Origin of the sequence: Neorhizobium fuzhouense (assembly GCF_042611105.1) — a bacterium.
GTDB lineage: Bacteria > Pseudomonadota > Alphaproteobacteria > Rhizobiales > Rhizobiaceae > Neorhizobium > Neorhizobium galegae_A.
In genome coordinates, this window is record NZ_JBHFFP010000002.1 from 382,253 (window position 1) to 402,470 (window position 20,218).

Here is a 20,218-nt window from a genome sequence, read left to right on the forward strand (position 1 = left end):
GGCGGACGGATCAACACATTGGAAGGAAACATCAATGGGCATGCTCGTGGACGGCGTCTGGCAGGACGTGTGGTATGATACGAAATCGACAGGCGGCAAATTCCAGCGCTCGCAATCGCAGTTTCGCAACTGGGTGACCGCCGATGGCAGCGCCGGCGAAACCGGCAAGGCCGGTTTCAAGGCAGAGGCCGGGCGCTACCACCTCTATGTCTCGCTTGCCTGTCCCTGGGCGCACCGCACGCTGATCTTTCGCCGGTTGAAAAAGCTGGAGGCGCTGATTTCCGTCTCCGTCGTCCACCCGCTGATGCTCTCGAAGGGTTGGGAATTCCGCCCGCAGGACGATGAGGCCGCAACCTCCGACCCCCTCTTCGGCTCGGATGCGCTCTTTGAGGTCTACCTGAAGGCCGACCCGCATTATTCCGGCCGCGTCACCGTCCCCGTCCTCTTCGACACGGTCGAACAGACCATCGTCTCCAACGAATCTGCCGATATCATCCGCATGATGAACAGCGCCTTTGACGGCCTGACCGGCTCGACGGACGATTTCTATCCGCAGCCGTTGCGCGACGAGATCAACGCCTTGAACGCAAAAGTCTACGACACCGTCAACAACGGCGTCTACAAGGCCGGCTTCGCCACCTCGCAGGATGCCTATGAGGACGCGGTCAAAGCCCTGTTTGCAATGCTGGACGAGCTGGAAAACCGGCTGTCGGGCCAACGTTATCTCGTCGGCAATCGGCTGACGGAGGCCGATATCCGGCTGTTCACCACGCTGGTGCGCTTTGATGCGGTCTATGTCGGCCACTTCAAGTGCAATCTGTCCCGTATCGCCGATTATCCGAACCTGTCGGACTATCTGCGCGACCTCTACCAGCATGAGGGCGTGCGCGAGACAGTGAATTTCTCTCACATCAAGAGGCACTATTACGGCAGCCACGCGACGATCAACCCGACCGGGATCGTGCCGCTCGGACCGGTGCTGGACCTTGATCGTCCGCATGGGCGTGAAGCGCTCGGTCCTGCGGCCTGATTGCAAAACGCGAAGGCGGACCTCTACCAGATGTCCGCCTTCTGCACCTCGCCATTCAGTTCGCGAAGCCGCGCGAGCGTGGCCGTCGTCACCTTGTCGGGCAGCGCATCGAGCGCGAAGAAACCGCATTCGACGATTTCCCGGTCGGGCGGACGCGGCGCCGTCTGGCGCACCTTGACCCGGTAGAACACCACATGGTCGCGCGCGCTTGCGCCCTGGTTCTGGTAGACGTGGAAAAGCTCTGGCTCTGCGAGAATGACCAGATTGCCCTCCTCGCGCAATTCCTTGGCAAGCGCTGCCGGCACGGTTTCGCCGCGCTCGACGCCGCCGCCCGGCATGTACCAACCGGGCACATAGGAGTGACGGACGAGAAAAATCCGCCCCTCTTCGTCAAAGCAGGCCGCGCGCACGCCCAGTGTCATACTGCGCGTCACGGCAAAGACCTTGTGCATCAGAAAGACCATGGCCCGTGTTGTGAGGCCTGAAATTTCCGGAATGCCGTTACCGTTCATTGCAACCTTCCTGCCGCCATGCCTTGCCCGAAGGGGTGCATGGCTCTATGTCTCGACCCATGTTCAAGTTTGCGCATATCTCCGACATTCATCTGGGACCGCTTCCGCGCCTGACCCTGCGTGAACTGGCATCGAAACGCATCACCGGCTTTGTGAACTGGCATCGCAACCGCCGCAAGCATCTTCTGGTCAACACACTGGATCTGCTGCTGTCCGACATGCGGCTGAAACAGCCCGACCACCTGATGATCACCGGCGATCTGGTCAATCTTGCGACGTCGATCGAAATCCGGCTTGCAGGCGAGTGGCTGCGCAGCATCGGCGAGCCGCTGGAGACGACGGTGGTGCCCGGCAATCACGATGCCTATGTGCCCGGCGCCCATGATCGATCCGTGCGCGAATGGTATCCCTTCATCTCCGGCGATGGCGCGCCGGAGGACTGGCCGGACGAGGAGCATGTGTTTCCGACCTATCGTCGGCGCGGGCCGCTCGCCATCATCGGCTGCTCCACCTCCAACGCAACACTGCCGTTTTCCGCCGGCGGCTTTTTCAGCGCCCGCCAGGCGCGCGAAACGGCAAACCTGCTGAACCGGGCAAAGGACGAAGGCCTGTTTCGCGTCGTGATGATCCATCATCCGCCGATCCGCGGGGCTGCCCCCTCCCACAAGCGCATGATCGGCATTCGTCGCTTTGCCGCCGCGCTGTCGGTCGGCGGAGCCGAGCTCGTGCTGCATGGCCATACCCATCTCAACACCGTCTATCAGCTGAAAACCCATCACGGCCAGGTGCCGGTGGTGGGCATCGCGTCCGCCTCGCAGGGACCCGGCGGGCACAAGCCGCCGGCCGCCTACAACCTCTTCTCGCTGTCGGGCGAACCGGGTGCCTGGAACCTCTCCTGCGATCGCTACGGCCTGACCGCGGCCGCCGATGCCATCGCGCTCGAAAAACGCCATGTTTTCTACGGAAATCCACCCGATCTTGCCGAACCTCCCGCAATTGAGGCACAATTCTGAGACAGCCTGGGGAAAGCCAGATCTGGTTTCTTCCCGTTACCGAATGAAAGACCATTCCATCCAGCAGTCAGGCCAGCGGTTTTCATGAGCGATAAAACCCGACAGACGGATATCAGGCGCGACCTCGTGGGCTTTCTCCCGCAGATCCGCCGCTTTGCCATGGCGCTCACCAGACACCCAGCCGGCATCGACCAGCTGGTGGTGCGCGCCTGCGAGGAGGCGGTGGACAAATCGCACCTGCGGCGCGAAGACCAGCGGCTGGACCACTGGGTCTTCATGCTGATGCGCACGCTGTGGGCTGCCGGCGCGCTTGCGAAGGATTTTGGCGATACCGACACCTTGCCCCAGAGCACACGGTCGGGCGCAGGGTCTTCCTGTCATGCGGCCCTTGACGGCCTGCCCTTCACTAGTGCACCGGTGTTCCTGCTCTGCGCGGTCGAGGGCTTGAGCTATGCCCAGGCTGCCACCGTCATGGGGATCACGCCGGACGCGGTTGCCGTGCGCATGCTGCTTGCCCGCCGCGAGCTTTCCGCCCAGAAAACCCATGCCAGCGAACGCAGGGCCTGATTGATGGAAAATCTTCGACATGCGCCGCTCGACATGCGCATCAGCGCGCTTCTCGACAACGAATTGAGCGAGCCGGAGCGGCTTGAACTGGAAGCGCTGCTGGGCGCCGATCCGCAGGCGCGGGCGTTGTTCGATACGCTGCGCGCGGCCGATGACGAGGCGCGCCTTGCCTTCAAGGCCATGCTGAAGGAGCCGGTATCGCTGGACCTCGTGCGCTCCATCAAGACCGCCACGCCGCCGCGACGCGCCGTGCGCCTGCCCGAGGAACAGCGGCCGCGCTGGACGCTGCGCCCCTCGTTCAGCCTCGTCTGCGCCGCATCCTTCCTGATGTTCGGGCTTGGCACCGCGGCCGGATATCTTGTGGCCGGGCGCCCGCAGATGGTGACCTATGCGGAACTGGCGGGAGACCCGGTGCGCGCCTGGCTGGACGACGTTGCCTCCTATTACCGGCTCTATTCCCGCCAGACCCGGCATCTGGTGGAAGTGCCTGCCACCGAATCAGCCCATATCGTTGACTGGCTGATGGCAACGACCGGCGTCTCCTTCCGCATTCCAAACCTTGCGGCTGAAAAACTCGATTTCGTCGGCGCCCGCCTGTTTTCCGCCGGCGGACGCCCGGTCGGCCAGCTCGTCTACCGCAACAGCGATGGCGAGGTGATTGCCATCTCCTTCACCAAGCTGATCACGCCGAACGAGCCGCAAACCGATGCACCGCCGCTGCGCCAGACGATCCGCGACGACATTGGCCTCGTTACCTGGCAGGGCCTGCAGGCGAGCTATGTGCTGACCGGCCCCTCCTCCGATGCCGACCTCGACACGCTGGCCGCGAGGATCGCGGGCATCATGTGATCCGGCGCGTCCGGCCGCGCCTGCCTTGCGATCCTACCTCGCAAAGCGCCTTGCGCCCGCCACGCACAGCACGACGCCGAGTGTCACGACCAGCATCAGCGGGCTTACCGGCTCATGCAGCAGAAGGCCGGCGAGAAGCAGGCCGAAAAACGGCTGCAGAAGCTGCAACTGGCCAACGGCCGCGATACCGCCGAGCGCCAGTCCCCGGTACCAGAAGATAAAGCCGATCAGCATGCTGAACACCGAGACATAGGCAAGGCCTGCCCAAGCTGCGGCACCGACCGCCGACCAGTCGGCCGGAAGGCTTGCGAGCGAAATGACCAGCATCGGCGGCAGCGCCAGGACGAGCGCCCAGGAAATGACCTGCCAGCCGCCGAGACGGCGCGACAGGCGCGCCCCTTCCGCATAGCCGAGCCCGCAGACAAGGATGGCGGCCAGCATCAGAAGATCGCCGGAGACAGTGCCCGCACCACCGGTTGTGAGGGCAAAGCCCGCAACGGCAGCGCTGCCCAGCCCGGAAAACAGCCAGAACAGCGGCTTTGGCCGTTCGCCCCCGCGCAGCACGCCAAAGAGCGCAGTGGCCAGCGGTAGGAGACCGATGAAGACGATCGAATGGGCCGAGGTGATGGTTTTGAGCGCAAGCGCCGTCAACAGGGGAAAGCCGACCACGACGCCAGCGGCGATCACGGCAAGCGACAGGAGATCGGCACGCGCCGGGCGCGCTTCGCGCAGGCCCTTGAGCAGAATAGCGCCAAGCACGGCGGCAATCACAGCACGGGCCGATGTGAGAAACAGCGGCGAAAGATCCGCCACGGCCACACGCGTCGCCGGAAGCGATCCGCTAAAAATCACCACGCCGGCCAGGCCGCACATCCATCCATCCACTGACGCTTTCATTGTCCCTCGCTTGTCTGCTCTTGCGGGCACGATGGTGCGGCTCGACCGTCGACACCTGCCCCGGCCGCTTTACGCCGGGCTGCTTGCCAGAGACAGCAACAGAGGAATACAATTCGATCAAACTGTACTGGCAACAAAATCAATACAGATGAGCGATCCATGACCCGCAATGCCGCCGGCACACGCACAGGCGACGTGATGAGTTCCATCCGTACGCGGATCGACAGCCGTGCGCTCGTGGCGGGTGATCGCCTGCCCTCGGTGCGGGCGCTGGCCGAGACGATGAAGGTATCGGCCACCACCGTGGTGGAGGCCTATGACCGGCTGGTGGCTGAAGGGCTGATCCGGGCGCGGCGGGGCGCGGGGTTTTTCGTGGCGGAAAACACCACGCCACCACTCTCCCTTGCCCGGGCGGACACGCCGCAGGCCCGCGCGGTCGATCCGTTCTGGGTGTCGCGCCAGTCGCTCGATGCAGCAGAGGGCGTGCTGAAACCCGGCTGTGGCTGGCTTCCCGCCGACTGGATGCCGCAGGAGGCCATTTCGCGCGCCATGCGCCATCTTGCCCGAACCGATCCTGCCGTTCTTGTCGATTACGCAGAGACGCGCGGCTCACCAAGCCTGCGCCGCCTGCTCCTGGCGCGGCTTGCCGATCAGGGGATTGCCGCGGGTCCGGACCAGGTGTTGCTCACGGCAACCGGCACGCAGGCGCTGGATCTGGTCTGCCGCTTCCTCCTGCGCCCCGGCGATACGGTGCTGATCGACGATCCCTGCTATTTCAACTTCCGGGCCCTTCTGCAGGCGCATCAACTGCGCATCGTCGGCGTGCCGATGACCGACGGCGGACCGGATCTCGCCGCCTTCGAGGCGGTACTGTCTGCAGAAAAGCCGCGCCTCTACATCACCAATTCCGGACTGCACAACCCGACCGGTGCGACCTTATCCCCGCAAACGGCCCATCGCGTGCTGAACATGGCCGGCCAGCACAATGTCACGATCATCGAAGACGATATCTTCGGCGATTTCCAGCCGGAGGCCGGCGCCACGCTTGCCGCACTCGACGGCTTGAAACAGGTGATCCGCATCGGCAGTTTTTCAAAGACGCTCTCGGCGTCCATCCGCTGCGGCTATGTCTTTGCCCGCCCCGACTGGATCGACGGACTGGCAGACCTGCAGGTCGCCACCAATTTCGGTGGCCCGAGCCCGGTTTCGGCAGAAATCATCGCCCATATCCTGTCCGGCGGCAGCTACCGCAAACACATGGAAGACCTGCGCCGCAAGCTTTCCCATGCCCGTCGCGATGTGACGACCCGCCTCGCCCGCCTCGGCATCGAACCGGTCCTTGTCCCGCGCGGCGGCTTTTACCTCTGGTGTCGCCTGCCGGATGGCGCGGGGTCCGCAAGCCTTGCGCAAAAGGCACTGGCATCCGGCGTGGTTCTGGCGCCTGGCAATGTATTCAGCCTCGGCCAGACGGCGGACAACAGGATGCGGTTCAACGTGGCGCAGATGCACGACCCGCGCATCGATGAGGTGCTGGCAGAGGCGTTGCAGCAGAATTGCTGAAGGCCTCTTTCAATGAGGCGGGTACCTCGGCAACGCAAAACGCCCGGGCTTGCGCACCGGACGTTCTGTAGACGTGAAAAGCCGGGACCGGTCAGCGGCTGGCGATCACCCGGTTTGCCGCAGAGACGATGGCTTCCAGCGAGGCTGCCACGATGTTCGTATTGATGCCGACGCCGAACAGCTTGCCGCCGGGATGCTCCACCTCGACATAGGCAATGGCAGACGCGTTCGATCCATGCTGCAGCGAATGCTCGGAGTAATCGGCAACCGACAGGTCAATGCCGAGATAGGCCGACAGGGCATTGATGAAACCATCGATCGGGCCGGTTCCCTTGCCCTCGATACGCTTGACCTCGCCATTGTCGGTGATCTCGGCGGAAACGACGCGCACGCCCTTGTGCTCCATGCCGGCCGGATAGGTCTGGTGATCGACGAACTTGATGCGGCCTTCCGGCTGCTCGACATAATGCTTGAGGAAGTGCTCGTGGATGCGCTTGGACGGCAGCTCCACACCCTCTTCGTCGGTGATGCGCTGGATCTCCTCGCGGAATTCCACCTGCAGGTTGCGCGGCAGGTTGATGCCGTAATCCTGAGAGAGGATATAGGCGATGCCGCCCTTGCCGGACTGCGAGTTGATGCGGATGATCGCCTCATAGGTGCGGCCCACATCCTGCGGATCGATCGGCAGATAGGGCACTTCCCAGACCGGAGAATTGGCCGTCTTGATCGCCTTCATGCCCTTGTTGATAGCATCCTGGTGCGAGCCGGAAAAGGCCGTGTAGACCAGTTCGCCGACATACGGATGGCGCTCGGGGATGACCATCTCGTTGGAATATTCATAGACGGCCTTGATGCGCTCGATGTCCGTGCAGTCCAGTTCGGGATCGACGCCTTGCGTGAACATGTTGAGCGCCAGCGTCACCACATCGACATTGCCGGTGCGCTCGCCATTGCCGAACAGCGTGCCTTCCACTCGATCCGCACCCGCCATCAGGCCGAGTTCGGTGGCGGCGATACCGGTGCCGCGGTCATTGTGCGGATGCAGCGAAATGATGACGTTCTCGCGGTTGTCGATGTTGCGACACATCCATTCGATCTGATCGGCATAGATGTTCGGCGTCGCCATTTCCACGGTGGACGGCAGGTTGAGGATCAGCTTGTTCTCGGCCGTCGGCTTCACTTCGGCAATCACCGCATTGCAGATCTCCAGCGCCACCTCGAGTTCCGTGCCGGTAAAGCTTTCCGGCGAATATTCGAAGCGATAACCGCCACCAGCCTTCTGCGACATGTCCATGATCATCTTGGCCGCATCGACGGCAATCTGCTTGATGCCCGGCACATCCTTGGCAAACACCAAGCGGCGCTGCAGTTCTGACGTGGAATTGTAGAAGTGGATGATCGGCTTGTGCGCGCCTTCGAGCGATTCAAACGTGCGGGTGATCAGCTCGGGACGGCACTGCACCAGCACCTGCAGGGAAACATCCTCCGGCACGCCCCCCTCCTCCACGCACCAGCGGGCAAAGTCGAAATCGGTCTGCGAGGCAGACGGGAAGCCGATCTCGATTTCCTTGAAGCCCATGTCGAGCAGCAGCTTGAACATGCGCGCCTTGCGGTCATGCCCCATCGGGTTGACCAGCGACTGGTTGCCGTCGCGCAGATCGACCGAGCACCAGATCGGCGCCTTGTCGATCACTTTGGACGGCCAGGTGCGATCCGGAATGTTGATGGTGGGATAGGCCCGATACTTGCGGGCGGCATCGGGCATGCCCTTCTTGCCGGGAGCGGTGTCTGTGGCAGCGGAAATCTTGGCATCCATGGTCTCTTCTCCTTCGCGTCCAGCGTCGGCGCTTGTGGCCCAAGGCTGTTACAGCGCCGTGACGGTGGATCAAGGCCTCCTCAGAGGCTTTTGGTCTCAAATCGAGGATTTTCTGCGAGGAGCTTTCTGCCGACGGGCGCTTACGGCCGCCGGGCGCTCCTCAACGGACCCGGCAACCGCGGATAAGGCCGAGGAGAAGAAGCGAGTTTAGGGCGAACGACGACGCGCGGTCAGCCATGCGGCCCGCAGCGTATGAAGCAGAAATGGTTTCGCCCGAAATCTTCATGAGCCGAGAGATAACGCGAGAGAGAATGCAGCGCAAGGGGGTTATTGGGGCCAGGGCGCGCCTTTCAGCTTCTCGCCGATCCATACAGCGACAAGAGCTTCACGCGTCACACCCAGTCGAGTGGCTTCAGCGTCTAACTGCCGCAATTGCAATGCTGACAGACGCAAGCTGGTCTCGATCTGCTCATTGGGACGCCAAGCATTCTCCCAATCGAGATACTCCGAGATATCCTCTCCGTCATCGAACTTCTTATCGAATTCGGCTGCGGTTATAGTCTTCATAGCGTTCTTTCTCCATGGCTCGTGCCCGCCTGACGGAAATCAAACGGACCGTTTCATCGCGCAGCACGTAGACGGCAAGCCATAATCGCCCATGCATTTCGGCGATTAAAGCATATCGCGGCTCGTTGACATGCCTTGCCTTGATAACAAGCCTGAGTTTGTCCTTCCAGAGAGCCTGCGCATCGACGAAATCGACACCATGCTTGTCCTTGTTGCTCTTGCTTTTGGCCGGGTCAAACTCAAAGTCCATGAGCTAAAATAACACTAGCGCCGCCGGATTTCCAGCACCTCAGCCCTTCGTCGCCACCCGCTTCAGCCCCAGCATGACCGCCCCGGCAATCAGTCCCCAGAAGGCGCCGGAGACGCCGGCAAACGCAAGGCCGGATGCTGTGACAAGGAAGGTGATGGCGGAAGCTTCGCGGGTTTCGGCATCACGAAAGGCCGCCTGCGCCGAATTGGAAAAGGCGCCGATGAGCGCAAGGCCCGCCACCGCCTGCAACAGGATCGGCGGCGACAGCGCGACGAAGGCGATGATGGCAGAGGCCAGAAGGCCGAGCAAAATATAGCCGACACCGCCGATCAGCGCCGACCAGTAGCGGCGCTTCGGATCGGCATGCGATTCTTCGCCCGCGCACATCGCGGCCGTGATTGCCGCAAGATTGACGGGCACCGCACCGAACAGGGCTGCGGCCGCGGAAAACAGGCCGGTGGATACGAACAGATGGCTCGGCGCCGGCTGATAGCCATTGACCTTCAGGATGGCGATGCCCGGAATGTTCTGCGAGGCCATGGTGACGATGAACAGCGGCACGGCAACCGAGATGAAGGCATGCAGGCCAAAGACCGGGGGCACGAGGATGAGGTCCGGGTGGATGGCGCCGCCCAACCGCGCAAACACATCCGGCGGCAGATCGACCCCGAAGACGAGAACGGCGACGAAGGCGAGAAGGGCCGCCGGCACCGCCCAGAGGCGCTTCCAGATGACGACGATCATCCAGGTCGCGACGATAGGCAGGCCAAGGACGGGGTTGAACGCAATCGCCTTCACCGGCGCGAGGCAGAGATTGACCAGAATGCCGGCGAGCATGGCATTGGCAAGCGGCGCCGGGATCATCCGCACCGCCTTGCCGAGCGGCGAAAACAGTCCGGCCAGCACGATGAGGCCGGCCGCCATGACAAAGGCCCCGACCGCCGCCGGAAAGCCGCCCTCGATGACGCCGATGCTGGTGAGAAGTGCGGCGCCCGGCGTCGACCAGGCAATGCTGATCGGCATGCGCTTCCAGATCGGCAGGATGATGCCGAGCAGACCCATCAGCAGCGACAGCGCCAGAAGCGCCGAAGCCACCTCTTCCGGCCGCGCCCCCATGGCCGTGAGCCCCTGCATGATGACGGCAAAGGAACTGACAAAGCCGACAAAGGCCACGAGCAGACCCATGATGAAGGCCTGGATGGAAAAATCTTTCAGCATGCTGGAAACCCGGATAGCGGCGGCAAGAACCTGTCTGCAGAACCAGAACCGTGCCGGCTTGGCAAGCCGAAAGGCAGCCGCGACCGGCCTGCCGGACCTTAAAACAGGCGCCATGCCTCGCTTTCGGCTCGCAAGCCTGCGCCACCTTTGGCGCCGCCCCACATGAATGCGGTCCGTTGCGGCCATCCAGTTTTCCGCATTTTTCCGGAAAAACGTCAAATTGTGGCAGAGATTTCCCCTTGGCGCTTGCCTATGACAACGCTTTTCCCTACCTCGCGGGCCTTGGTTTTTATGCAGCGTGAGGAACAGCCCGTGATCCAGACGCCCTATTATCTGATCGACAAGTCGAAACTTCTGCGCAACATGGAGAAGATCGCGACCCTGCGCGAACTTTCCGGCGCAAAGGCGCTGTTGGCATTGAAGTGCTTTGCCACCTGGGGCGTATTCGATTTCATGCGCGATTACATGGATGGCACCACGTCCTCATCGCTCAACGAAGTGCGCCTCGGCCACGAGCGTTTCGGCAAGGAGACGCATGCCTATTCCGTCGCCTATGCCGATTACGAGATCGACGAGGTGATTTCGCATGCCGACAAGATCATCTTCAACTCTGTCGGCCAGCTGACCCGCTATGCCGACAAGGCCTCCGGCATCACGCGCGGCCTGCGGCTCAATCCCGGCGTCTCGTCCTCCTCGTTTGATCTTGCCGATCCAGCCCGCCCCTTCTCTCGGCTTGGCGAATGGGATGTGAAGACGGTCGAACCGGTGATGGATCTCGTCTCCGGCTTCATGATCCACAACAATTGCGAAAACGGCGATTTTGATCTGTTCGACCGCATGCTGGGTGAGATCGAGACAAAATTCGCGCCGCTTCTCAAAAAAGCCGAATGGGTAAGCCTTGGCGGCGGCATTCATTTCACCGGCGAGGAATATCCGCTCGAAAAATTTGCCGAACGGCTGAAGCGCTTTGCGGGCGAATATGGCGTACAGGTCTATCTGGAGCCGGGCGAGGCCTCGATCACGAAGTCCACGACGCTTGAAGTGTCCGTCCTCGACACGCTCTTTAACGGCAAGAAGCTCGCCATCGTCGACAGCTCGGTGGAGGCGCACATGCTCGACCTCCTCATCTACCGCGAGAGCGCCAAGATGAGCCCGAACGAGGGGCCGCACCGCATCATGATCTGCGGCAAGTCCTGCCTTGCCGGCGATATCTTTGGTGAATTCAATTTCGACCATGACCTTCAGGTCGGCGACCGGATCTCGATCCAGGACGCCGCCGGTTATACCATGGTCAAGAAGAACTGGTTTAACGGCGTGCAAATGCCGTCAATCGCCATCCGTGAACTGGATGGCAGCATCAGGACGGTCCGTGAGTTTGACTACACGGACTACGAACACAGCCTTTCCTAAGGCTTCTGACGATTGGACACGAAGGAGTTAGTCCTCATCATGAAAAAGAACGTTCTCATCATCGGCGCCGGTGGCGTCGCCCAGGTGGTTGCTCACAAATGTGCGCAGAACAACGACGTGCTGGGCGATATCCATATCGCCTCGCGCACCAAGGCGAAGTGCGACGCGATCATCGCCTCGGTTCACGAGAAGAAGGCGATGAAGCAGGCGGGCGTTCTTGAAGCCCATGCGCTCGATGCGCTGGACATTGAAGCCACCAAGGCGCTGATCAAGAAGCTGGGCACCGAGATCGTCATCAATGTCGGCACCGCCTTTTTGAACATGTCGGTGCTGCGCGCCTGCATGGACACCGGTGTGGCCTATATCGACACCGCTATCCACGAAGAGCCGAACAAGATCTGCGAAACCCCGCCGTGGTATGGCAACTACGAGTGGAAGCGTGCGGAAGAATGCGCTGAAAAAGGCATCACCGCCATTCTCGGCGCCGGATTCGATCCGGGCGTGGTCAATGCCTATGCCAAGCTCGCCAAGGACGAATATCTTGACAAGGTGACGGACGTCGACATCGTCGACATCAATGCCGGCAGCCACGGCAAATACTTCGCCACCAACTTCGACCCGGAAATCAATTTCCGCGAGTTCACCGGCGTCGTCTATTCCTGGCAGGGCGGCGAATGGAAGGTCAACAAGATGTTCGAGATCGGCAAGGACTATGACCTGCCGGTCGTCGGCACGCGCCGCGCCTATCTCTGCGGCCATGACGAAGTGCATTCGCTGGCGAAAAACATGGAAGGCGCCGACGTGCGCTTCTGGATGGGCTTTGGCGATCACTACATCAACGTCTTCACCGTCCTGAAGTCGATCGGCCTTCTCTCCGAACAGCCGGTCAAGCTTGCCGACGGTTCCGAAGTCGTGCCGCTCAAGGTGGTCAAAGCCTGCCTGCCTGACCCGGCATCGCTTGCCCCCAACTACGAAGGCAAGACCTGCATCGGCGACTACGTGAAGGGTTTCAAGGACGGCAAGGAAAAGACCGTCTTCCTCTACAACGTCGCCGACCACAAGGAAGCTTACAACGAAGTGGGAAGCCAGGGCATTTCCTACACAGCGGGTGTCCCGCCGGTTGCTGCGGCGATGCTGGTTGCCACGGGCGAATGGGACGTGAAGAAGATGGCCAACGTCGAAGAACTGCCGCCTAAGCCCTTCATCAACCTGCTCAACAAGATCGGCCTGCCGACGCGCATTCAGGACGAGGATGGCGATCGGGCTGTGGAGTTCTGAGAGCGATTGACGCTTGAAGATTGAAAGATTGGAGACCCCGCTGGAGCGATCTGGCGGGGTTTTCTGCTTGGTGGGTGGCGCTACGCAGAAAGCATCACACCGGCACTTCAAGCCCATTCGGAAGCGAAATCCAGATAACCGTCTGCGCCTCCGGGGAATGGCGTGACAGATGGCCCTTGCCTTGCGTGTCCTCCACCAACACAAAGCTGCCTGCCTGTACGTGCCGCACTTCGCCGTCACTCGTCTCGTATTCCACCGATCCGTCCAGCCTAACCGTCAGCACTGGCTCCGGTACAGTGTGCCAGGTGACTTCGCGCATCCCAGCGGGAATATGGGTGAAGCGGACACGGGATGCGGGATAACTGGCTGTAACGTCAAACGGCACGGCATCGGGATGGACTGACCGCTGTGTCGTCGGCAATTCGATCTCACCAAAGCGCGATTCGCCATTTTCAGTGGCATAGATTCGCAGGCATTTCATTGCTTCTGTCTCCTTGCTCCTCAAATATAAAGCGGTGCCATCCTGCGCCACGCACTCCCGCGGTGGGCGCGGCCGGTCCAGAGGTGGAGGCGGTGGTCGATGCCTTTTTCGGCCAGCAGGCGGCTCAAGTGAAAATTGTTGTCGAGGAAGGGGTCGGTCTCGCCGATGGTGAGCACGATCTCCATCTGGCGCAGACGCTCCAGGCGCCAGTCGCTCTCAAGGCCCGGCAAGAAATGCGTCGGCGTGCGGAAATAGACCTCGTCATCGTAATAGCCATCCATGAGGTCACCGAAGCTATCCACCTTCAGCGTCAGGTCATAGCGGCCGGAAAAGGCCACAAGCTTGCGGAAGAGATGCGGGTGGCGAAGCGCAAGGCTCATCGCCTGATAGGCGCCGAGGCTGCAGCCCTGCACAATCGTGCAGTCATGCGGGTTTTTCGCCGCCATCAGCGGCAGAACCTCGTTCAGCACATAGTCTTCAAAGGCGGCGTGGCGGCGGATGCGTTCGGCGGGCGGGCGGTTGCCATCGTAGAAACTTTCGCTCGCCAGCCCCTCAATGCAGAAGAGTTGAAGCTGCCCTGCCCTCACCTTGTCGCCAAGGCTCTCCACCACGCCCAGCTGTTCATATTCGAAAAACCGGCCCTCGCGGGTCGGGAACATCAGAACTTTTGCGCCGGCATGGCCGAAAATGAGAAGCTCCATGTCTCTGTGGAGCCGTTGACTGTACCAGCGCAGATATTCCCTGTTCATGGCACCCCGAAAAACCGCCGGATCTTCTGCGATAATTGCGCATGTTGCGCTGCAGACCCAGGATAATCGAAATGCCCGGCATCGAGAATGAAAGTTTCATTAAACTTTGATGGCGGCAGCGCGTTGGCGATGGTGAACTGACAGGGCGGAGCGACGGACGGATCAAAGCGCGCGGCCGCCACCAGCATGGGGGCCTCGATGCGGGTGGCGGCGGTTGCGGCATCGAAGAACCGCAGCACCTCATCCACCTGCGGATGCCGCTTGCGGTAAATCTGCACGGCAGCGCCACTGCCATTCGTCGGCAGGGTCAGCCAGAGCGGCCGGTTGCCGAAGGTCGGCACTTCCAGAAAGCCACGGTCGATCCGCAGATCGAAGGGAATGGCGAGCGCGCCGATGCCGCCGCCAAAGCTGATGCCGCTATAGCCGATGCGGCCGGCCACTTCCGGGTGAAGGGCGGCAAGCGTAGAGACCGCAATCCACAGATCCTCGACACAGCCGCCGATGACGTATTTGTCCGGATCGTCGATATTGTGCAGCACATGCCAGTGCGATTGCGGCGAAATCGGCGGATGCGGGCTTTTCGACAGGCCGCGAAAGCAGGGAAACAGAAGCACCGCATCGCGCACCGGAAAATCGAAATCCGGCGCCTCACGCCCGCCATAGCCATGGCCGACGACAATGCCGCGGCGGGGCTTCTCGCGCGCCGGCGTCAACAGCCAGCCGCCGATCAGCACGCCGTCCGTCGAGGTGTAGGAAAGCTCTTCGACGCGAAAATCGGGATGCGACAGCGGGCTTGGCCGCAGCTGCGGTTCAGGCGCAAGGGCAAGCGCACGCTTGTAGCGCCGCCTCCAGAAGGCGTCGAACCCCGTGGGCGCCTCCGGCGCGCGAAGCGCCAGCAGCGCCTCCAGCGACAGGCCATAGGTGGGATCGAAGGCGAAGGGGTGTTTTGTCGGAATGCTCATGGAAGCGGTTGTTTCGAAAAACGGCAGCGCAGACAAGGCAAAAGCGAAGAGCACTGACAAAGGCCGCCGAAATTTTCCGTCCCGGGCGGTTTGCCCTTCAGGCCCCGGACATGAAAAACCCGCCGGCTTGATGCCGGCGGGCCTAATTCTACGGCAAACAGGGTTTGCGAAAGGCTCAGCCGATTTCCGACTGGCTTTCGACGATCTTCGACACCAGACCGTAGCCAACGGCATCTTCGGCCGATAGCCAGTAGTCGCGGTCGATGTCCTTGGCGATCTTGTCTTCGCTCTGGCCGGTGGCCTTTGCAAAGATCTTGATCAGGCGCTGGTTCATCTTGATGATTTCGCGGGCCTGGATCTCGATATCGGAGGCCATGCCGCGGGTGCCGCCGGACGGTTGGTGCAGGAGGAAGCGCGTGTTGGGCAGGCAGATGCGGCGTTCCTTCGGAACCGAGACGTAGATCAGCGCGCCGGCGGAGGCGACCCAGCCGGTGCCGATGATCCACACCTTCGGCTTGATGAACTTGATCATGTCATGGATGGAATCGCCCGATTCCACGTGGCCGCCGGGCGAGTTCACGTAGATTCGGATGTCGTCGTCGCTGGCGGCTGCCAGCGCCACGAGCTGGGTGCAGACTTTTTGCGCCAGTTCCTGGGTAATGCCGCCATAGATGAAGATCGAACGCGACTTGAAAAGGTTCGCCTCCGTTTCCTTGCCGAGCGCCAATTCCTTCGTCTTGTCGTCGTCGTTCTCATCAAGCATCGAGCAGTCTCCAGTGTGGATTTCCTAACCCCGGACATAATGCGTTCGCCGTCACAAAACAATGCGCCATTCGCGAGGAGGCGCGCCGTAACGTGCCGTAAGGTGAATACCGTCTTCGTCATTTTGCGGATGGACAGATTTTTAGGCACTGCCTAATCTTGTCGCGATTGCGTTGCGGCGGGCTCCCACCGTCGGCGCCGCCAAAATTATTCAAGGGGAACTTGTCATGTTGAAACGTCTTATGCTGACCGCCGCCGCTTTTGCGGCAGCCGCCGCACCTGCCTTTGCCCATCTCGATCCGCTGGCGCATGGATCCTTTGCCGCCGGCCTGTCGCATCCGCTGTTTGGGGCAGACCATGTGCTGGCCATGGTGGCGGTTGGCCTGTGGGCGGCGCAGATCGCTTCCGTGCCGGGGCGCCGGGCAGCGCTTGTCATCGTGCCTGCCACCTTTGTCACCACCATGGCGCTCGGCTTTGCCCTTGCTCTCGTCGGCGTCCAGCTTCCCTTCGTCGAGCCCGGCATTCTCGCCTCCGTCATCGGCCTTGGACTGCTGGTGGCCATGGCCGTGCGTCTTCCGGTCGCCATCTCGGCTGCCATCGTCGCCGTCTTTGCGCTGTTCCATGGCCATGCGCATGGGGCGGAACTGGGTGCGGCAGGCGCCTGGAAATTCGGCGTCGGCTTCGTCATCGCCACCGCCTTCCTGCACGCGGCCGGCATTGTTGTCGGCCTTGCAACCGGACGTGCCGCACCGGTGCTGACGCGCATTGCCGGCGGCCTCACGGCCCTTGCCGGCCTGTCGCTGGCATTCGGCTGAAAAGCCCCACGCGGCAGGGGCTTCGGGGGCGCTCGACGCTCCCGAAGCTTACGGCGATTTAACAATCGCCGCTGATGAAAAAGCCCGAATCCGGCCCCATTTTCTCCTCATGGGCAGGGCTTGCCCGCGAAGGCATCGGCAGGCACGATGCCTGTCGAAAACAACGCAACCACCGGCGCCGCCGCTGCCGCATCGAGATGCCGGGCGCGCCTGTCGAGGAGATGACCATGTCACCGGAAGAACGCCAACTGCTGAGCGCCTTGTTCGACCGTATCCGCACGGCCAGCAGCACGCCGCGCGATCCCGAAGCCGAGCGCCTGATTGCCGATGCGCTACGCCTGACGCCGTCGGCGCCCTATTATCTGGCGCAGGCCGTCATCGTGCAGGAAAAGGGGCTGGAAGCGGCATCCGCCCGTATCAACGAGCTTGAGGCGCGCATTCGGGAGCTTGAAGCGGCAGCAGTGCAGGAACAGCCCCAGGCCCGCGGCGGCTTTCTGGATTCGATCTTCGGCTCCGGGCGCACCCCGGCACCAAGCGCCAGACCAGCGCAAGCCCCCGTGCAATCCCCAGCTCCGGCTGCCGGCCCCTGGGGCAGCCCGCAATCTGCAGGCTATGGACAACAGCAGGCTCCGATGGCGCCGCAGGGCTATGCACAGCAACCGGCCTACCCACCCCAGCCGTCCGGTCCCTGGTCTGCAGCGCGCGGCCCGTCGATGGGCGGCGGCGGCTTCCTCACCGGCGCACTCGGAACGGCAGCAGGCGTTGCCGGCGGCATGTTGCTTGCCAATTCGCTGAGCGGCATTTTCAGCAACCACATGTCGGGCCTAGGCCTCGGCAATCCGGCCGCCGAAGGGTTTGGCGGCGCGCCGATCGAAGAAACGGTGATCAACAATTATTATGGCGATGCGCCGAACGAGACGATCGATGCGAGCGACGTGCCGGACACGTCAGCCGACGATAACATCCAGCAGGCCGACGCCAGCTGGGGCGGTGACGACAGCGATTTCGACACAAGCGACGACAGCGATTTCGCGTAAATGATTGAGGGGCGGCGCCTGAGAGCCGTTCACACCGCTGCAGCTGGCTTTTGCGCCGGCCCTTCGCTTTGGCTCAGGGCGTTCGCTGCTCAAATCGCTCCACTGGAGCGATTTGCCGGCTTTGCCGTCGCAGCTCACCCACGTCCGCGGTAGGTGGGGACGCCTTGGTCGGGGAGCCAGACACCCTTCGGAAGCTCGCCGGTCTGCCAGAACACATCGATCGGGATGCCGCCGCGCGGATACCAGTAGGCGCCGATGCGCAGCCATTTCGGATCGAGAAGCTCCACGATGCGCCGGGCGATATAGACCGAGCAATCCTCGTGAAAGGCACCATGGTTGCGGAAAGACTGCAGGAACAGTTTTAGCGATTTCGATTCGACCAGAAAGCCGTTCGGAATGTAGTCGATCACGATATGCGCAAAGTCCGGCTGGCCGGTCATCGGGCAGAGCGAGGTGAATTCCGGCGCAGTGAAGCGCACGACATAATCGGTGCCGGCATTGCTGTTGGGCACTTTTTCCAGAACGGCCTGTTCCGGGCTTTGCGGGGCATCCACCTTCTGGCCGAGCTGCGACAGCCCGCTGACATCCGTCATGCTCATTGTTCGTGACCTTCTACCTGAACCTTCATACCATGTGCCCGCTCGCCTTCGGGCTCCACGTGAATGGCGAGAGAGGCGCCGGGAATAGCCTCTTTGATCGCATCTTCCAAGCGGTCGCAGATGGCATGCGCCGCAATGACCGTCATCGAAGCCGGCACCACCAGATGGAAATCGATGAAGGCGACGGCGCCGGCCCGGCGGGTGCGCAGGTCGTGCACGTCAAGCACGCCGGCCGAATGGGCCGTAATCGCTGCCTTGATCGCCGCTTCCTCTTCCGGCTCGACCGCCCGGTCCATCAGCCCGCCCACCGAATGGGAAATGACCTTGCCGCCCTGATAGAGAATGTTGATGCCGACAATGATGGCAAGCAGCGGATCGAGGATGGCGTAACCCGTGATGATGGCCAGCACCAGGCCAATCAGCACGCCGACGGAGGTGACGACATCCGACATGATATGGTGGCCATCCGCCTTCAGCGCCGGCGAGCGATGGCTGGTGCCGATGCGGATGAGAAGCGTTGCCCAGGCCGCGTTGATGGCGCCGGCGAGTGCATTGATGGCAAGGCCGAGCACGGGCGCATCCGGCAGGCGCGGCTCCATAAGTCCGCCCCAGGCTTCCTTGACGATCAAAAGCGCGGCGACAACGATCAGCACGCCCTCGATGACCGCCGAAATATATTCTGCCTTGTGGTGGCCGAACTGGTGGTCGTCATCGGCCGGACGCTGCGCATAGCGGATGACGAAATAGGCGATGAAGGCCGCCGTCACATTGACCGAACTTTCAAGCCCGTCCGACAGAAGCGCCACGGACCCGGTCACCCACCAAGCCAGCATCTTCAGGCCCATGACGCCGATGGCGAGCGGGATACCCCACAGCGCCAGGCGCTGAACCAGTGCGTTTTTCGTGTCGGTCATCGTCTTTCCATGCGTCTGCGAATGAGTTGCAAGTGCCCTGAAACGGCGAAACCGCCGGAGCGCACTGTAGCGCCCGGCGGTTTCGATTTCGTGGCGTCTATGACGAAGATTGCACGAAATGTCAAAGGACGTTTTTCATGCATTTGTCGTTGACCGCGTGTTAGAGAATTTACGGGGAAAACGGAATGACCCGAATTTCCCGCTCTATTCGCTTTTACGCAGTCCGAGCCAGAACCGCTCACGCACGTTTGGTTTCGACAGGCTCCCGGGCGCGGCGGCAAGCCTTAAATTTGCCATTGCGGCGGCATTCTGCTTTTTCAAATCCGGGCACGACGGGCGCCCGTTCGAGGGCATTTCATGAGCATGAAACGGATATTGACGCGGTCGGGGCTTGCCCTGCTCGGGCTTGGCTCAGCGCTCTTCGGTTACCTTGCCGTCCTGCAATGGACCGGCAATTTCCACGAGGTCCTGCCAGGACGCTACTATCGCTCGGCGCAGCTTTCGCCAGACATGCTCGCTGCCGAAATCGACCGATATCATATCAAGACCATCATCAACCTGCGCGGCGCAAAGCCCGGCGCCCGCTGGTACGAGGATGAACTGGCCGTAGCCAGGGCTCACGGTGCGACCCATGTCGATTTTGCGATGTCGGCCAACAAGCGGCTGACGCCCGAGGAGAGCTATGCCCTGGTGGCCGTGCTGCTGCAGGCGCAAGGCCCCCTCCTCGTTCACTGCAAGAGCGGCGCCGACCGCACCGGCCTTGCCTCTGTAATGTATCTGCAGCAGGTGGCCGGCGTCGATGAAGAGACGGCCGAATGGCAGCTGACGCCGCTCTACGGTCACGTGAACATCCCCTTCACCGGCGTTTACGCCATGGACGACACCTGGGAAGCGTTCGAAAAGCTGATCGGGCTGCCGAGTTGACGGAGTGT

23 protein-coding genes are annotated in these 20,218 nt (G+C 61.9%); 11 read left to right on the forward strand and 12 right to left on the reverse strand.

The features are described 5' to 3' along the window. The first annotated feature begins 34 nt into the window (after positions 1–34). On the forward strand, positions 35–1,030 hold the full coding sequence (locus ACEXP3_RS05600; RefSeq protein ID WP_377296370.1) for a glutathione S-transferase family protein: 996 nt from the start codon (positions 35–37) through the stop codon (positions 1,028–1,030). 23 nt (positions 1,031–1,053) lie between these two features. On the opposite strand, the gene ACEXP3_RS05605 is transcribed toward ACEXP3_RS05600, so the two are convergent. Then, positions 1,054–1,542, reverse strand: coding sequence for an NUDIX domain-containing protein (locus ACEXP3_RS05605; protein WP_377296371.1), 489 nt, complete (start codon positions 1,540–1,542; stop codon positions 1,054–1,056). Positions 1,543–1,601: 59 nt separating this feature from the next. Between ACEXP3_RS05605 and ACEXP3_RS05610 the strand changes: the two genes are divergently transcribed. From ACEXP3_RS05610 to ACEXP3_RS05620, 3 genes are all read left to right on the forward strand, one after another. Next, positions 1,602–2,555: a metallophosphoesterase family protein gene (locus ACEXP3_RS05610; RefSeq protein ID WP_377296599.1), complete on the forward strand. Its 954-nt coding sequence runs from the start codon at positions 1,602–1,604 to the stop codon at positions 2,553–2,555. 84 nt (positions 2,556–2,639) lie between these two features. Next, positions 2,640–3,122 (forward strand): sigma factor-like helix-turn-helix DNA-binding protein, encoded by a 483-nt coding sequence (locus ACEXP3_RS05615; RefSeq protein WP_377296373.1) that lies wholly within the window; start codon positions 2,640–2,642, stop codon positions 3,120–3,122. A 3-nt stretch (positions 3,123–3,125) separates the two neighbouring features. After that, positions 3,126–3,971 (forward strand): anti-sigma factor family protein, encoded by an 846-nt coding sequence (locus ACEXP3_RS05620; protein ID WP_377296374.1) that lies wholly within the window; start codon positions 3,126–3,128, stop codon positions 3,969–3,971. A 33-nt stretch (positions 3,972–4,004) separates the two neighbouring features. Here ACEXP3_RS05620 and ACEXP3_RS05625 read toward each other — a convergent pair whose 3' ends face one another. Further along, positions 4,005–4,868: a DMT family transporter gene (locus ACEXP3_RS05625; protein ID WP_210104404.1), complete on the reverse strand. Its 864-nt coding sequence runs from the start codon at positions 4,866–4,868 to the stop codon at positions 4,005–4,007. Positions 4,869–5,027: 159 nt separating this feature from the next. On the opposite strand from ACEXP3_RS05625, the gene ACEXP3_RS05630 reads away from it, so the two are divergent. After that, positions 5,028–6,428 (forward strand): aminotransferase-like domain-containing protein, encoded by a 1,401-nt coding sequence (locus tag ACEXP3_RS05630; protein WP_377296375.1) that lies wholly within the window; start codon positions 5,028–5,030, stop codon positions 6,426–6,428. A gap of 91 nt (positions 6,429–6,519) precedes the next feature. Here the strand turns inward: ACEXP3_RS05630 and leuA are convergent, their stop codons facing one another. The 4 genes from leuA to ACEXP3_RS05650 form a co-directional block, all read right to left on the reverse strand. Further along, positions 6,520–8,244: a 2-isopropylmalate synthase gene (leuA, locus tag ACEXP3_RS05635; protein WP_377296376.1), complete on the reverse strand. Its 1,725-nt coding sequence runs from the start codon at positions 8,242–8,244 to the stop codon at positions 6,520–6,522. 327 nt (positions 8,245–8,571) lie between these two features. Further along, positions 8,572–8,811, reverse strand: coding sequence for a type II toxin-antitoxin system BrnA family antitoxin (gene brnA, locus ACEXP3_RS05640; protein WP_377296377.1), 240 nt, complete (start codon positions 8,809–8,811; stop codon positions 8,572–8,574). Next, the gene (locus tag ACEXP3_RS05645) at positions 8,780–9,061 is read right to left on the reverse strand and encodes a BrnT family toxin (RefSeq protein ID WP_377296378.1); all 282 of its coding nucleotides are present in this window, start codon (positions 9,059–9,061) and stop codon (positions 8,780–8,782) included. Before ACEXP3_RS05645 ends, brnA begins: the two co-directional genes overlap by 32 nt. Before the next feature lie 39 nt (positions 9,062–9,100). Continuing rightward, positions 9,101–10,279, reverse strand: coding sequence for a benzoate/H(+) symporter BenE family transporter (locus ACEXP3_RS05650; protein WP_377296380.1), 1,179 nt, complete (start codon positions 10,277–10,279; stop codon positions 9,101–9,103). Between the two features lie 312 nt (positions 10,280–10,591). Between ACEXP3_RS05650 and ACEXP3_RS05655 the strand changes: the two genes are divergently transcribed. Together ACEXP3_RS05655 and ACEXP3_RS05660 are read left to right on the forward strand one after the other, a co-directional pair. After that, positions 10,592–11,689 (forward strand): carboxynorspermidine decarboxylase, encoded by a 1,098-nt coding sequence (locus ACEXP3_RS05655; protein WP_377296381.1) that lies wholly within the window; start codon positions 10,592–10,594, stop codon positions 11,687–11,689. Positions 11,690–11,728: 39 nt separating this feature from the next. Continuing rightward, positions 11,729–12,967, forward strand: a complete 1,239-nt coding sequence (locus ACEXP3_RS05660) for a saccharopine dehydrogenase family protein (protein WP_377296382.1) — start codon at positions 11,729–11,731, stop codon at positions 12,965–12,967. A gap of 94 nt (positions 12,968–13,061) precedes the next feature. On the opposite strand, the gene ACEXP3_RS05665 is transcribed toward ACEXP3_RS05660, so the two are convergent. The 4 genes from ACEXP3_RS05665 to ACEXP3_RS05680 form a co-directional block, all read right to left on the reverse strand. Continuing rightward, on the reverse strand, positions 13,062–13,448 hold the full coding sequence (locus ACEXP3_RS05665) for a cupin domain-containing protein (RefSeq protein ID WP_377296383.1): 387 nt from the start codon (positions 13,446–13,448) through the stop codon (positions 13,062–13,064). Between the two features lie 20 nt (positions 13,449–13,468). After that, entirely contained in the window at positions 13,469–14,197 is a 729-nt protein-coding gene (locus ACEXP3_RS05670) for an esterase family protein (protein ID WP_377296384.1), read from the reverse strand. Then, complete coding sequence (locus ACEXP3_RS05675; RefSeq protein WP_377296385.1) at positions 14,194–15,159, reverse strand: acetylxylan esterase; 966 nt, start codon at positions 15,157–15,159, stop codon at positions 14,194–14,196. The genes ACEXP3_RS05670 and ACEXP3_RS05675 overlap by 4 nt, the downstream gene beginning before the upstream one ends. A gap of 175 nt (positions 15,160–15,334) precedes the next feature. Further along, positions 15,335–15,922, reverse strand: a complete 588-nt coding sequence (locus tag ACEXP3_RS05680; protein WP_210104396.1) for an ATP-dependent Clp protease proteolytic subunit — start codon at positions 15,920–15,922, stop codon at positions 15,335–15,337. A gap of 226 nt (positions 15,923–16,148) precedes the next feature. Between ACEXP3_RS05680 and ACEXP3_RS05685 the strand changes: the two genes are divergently transcribed. Continuing rightward, positions 16,149–16,736: a HupE/UreJ family protein gene (locus ACEXP3_RS05685; protein WP_377296386.1), complete on the forward strand. Its 588-nt coding sequence runs from the start codon at positions 16,149–16,151 to the stop codon at positions 16,734–16,736. Between the two features lie 227 nt (positions 16,737–16,963). Further along, positions 16,964–17,773 carry a DUF2076 domain-containing protein gene (locus tag ACEXP3_RS05690; protein ID WP_377296600.1) on the forward strand — a complete coding sequence of 270 codons (810 nt, stop codon included), beginning with the start codon at positions 16,964–16,966 and terminating at the stop codon, positions 17,771–17,773. A gap of 134 nt (positions 17,774–17,907) precedes the next feature. On the opposite strand, the gene queF is transcribed toward ACEXP3_RS05690, so the two are convergent. Beyond that, complete coding sequence (gene queF, locus ACEXP3_RS05695; protein ID WP_210104393.1) at positions 17,908–18,372, reverse strand: preQ(1) synthase; 465 nt, start codon at positions 18,370–18,372, stop codon at positions 17,908–17,910. Further along, positions 18,369–19,286, reverse strand: a complete 918-nt coding sequence (locus ACEXP3_RS05700; protein ID WP_377296387.1) for a cation diffusion facilitator family transporter — start codon at positions 19,284–19,286, stop codon at positions 18,369–18,371. Before ACEXP3_RS05700 ends, queF begins: the two co-directional genes overlap by 4 nt. Positions 19,287–19,404: 118 nt before the next feature. Here ACEXP3_RS05700 and ACEXP3_RS05705 point away from each other — a divergent pair, with 118 nt between their 5' ends. Both ACEXP3_RS05705 and ACEXP3_RS05710 read left to right on the forward strand, forming a co-directional pair. Beyond that, positions 19,405–19,647 carry a hypothetical protein gene (locus ACEXP3_RS05705; RefSeq protein ID WP_377296388.1) on the forward strand — a complete coding sequence of 81 codons (243 nt, stop codon included), beginning with the start codon at positions 19,405–19,407 and terminating at the stop codon, positions 19,645–19,647. Continuing rightward, positions 19,644–20,210, forward strand: coding sequence for a dual specificity protein phosphatase family protein (locus tag ACEXP3_RS05710; RefSeq protein WP_377296389.1), 567 nt, complete (start codon positions 19,644–19,646; stop codon positions 20,208–20,210). Before ACEXP3_RS05705 ends, ACEXP3_RS05710 begins: the two co-directional genes overlap by 4 nt. The last annotated feature ends 8 nt before the right edge of the window (positions 20,211–20,218 follow it).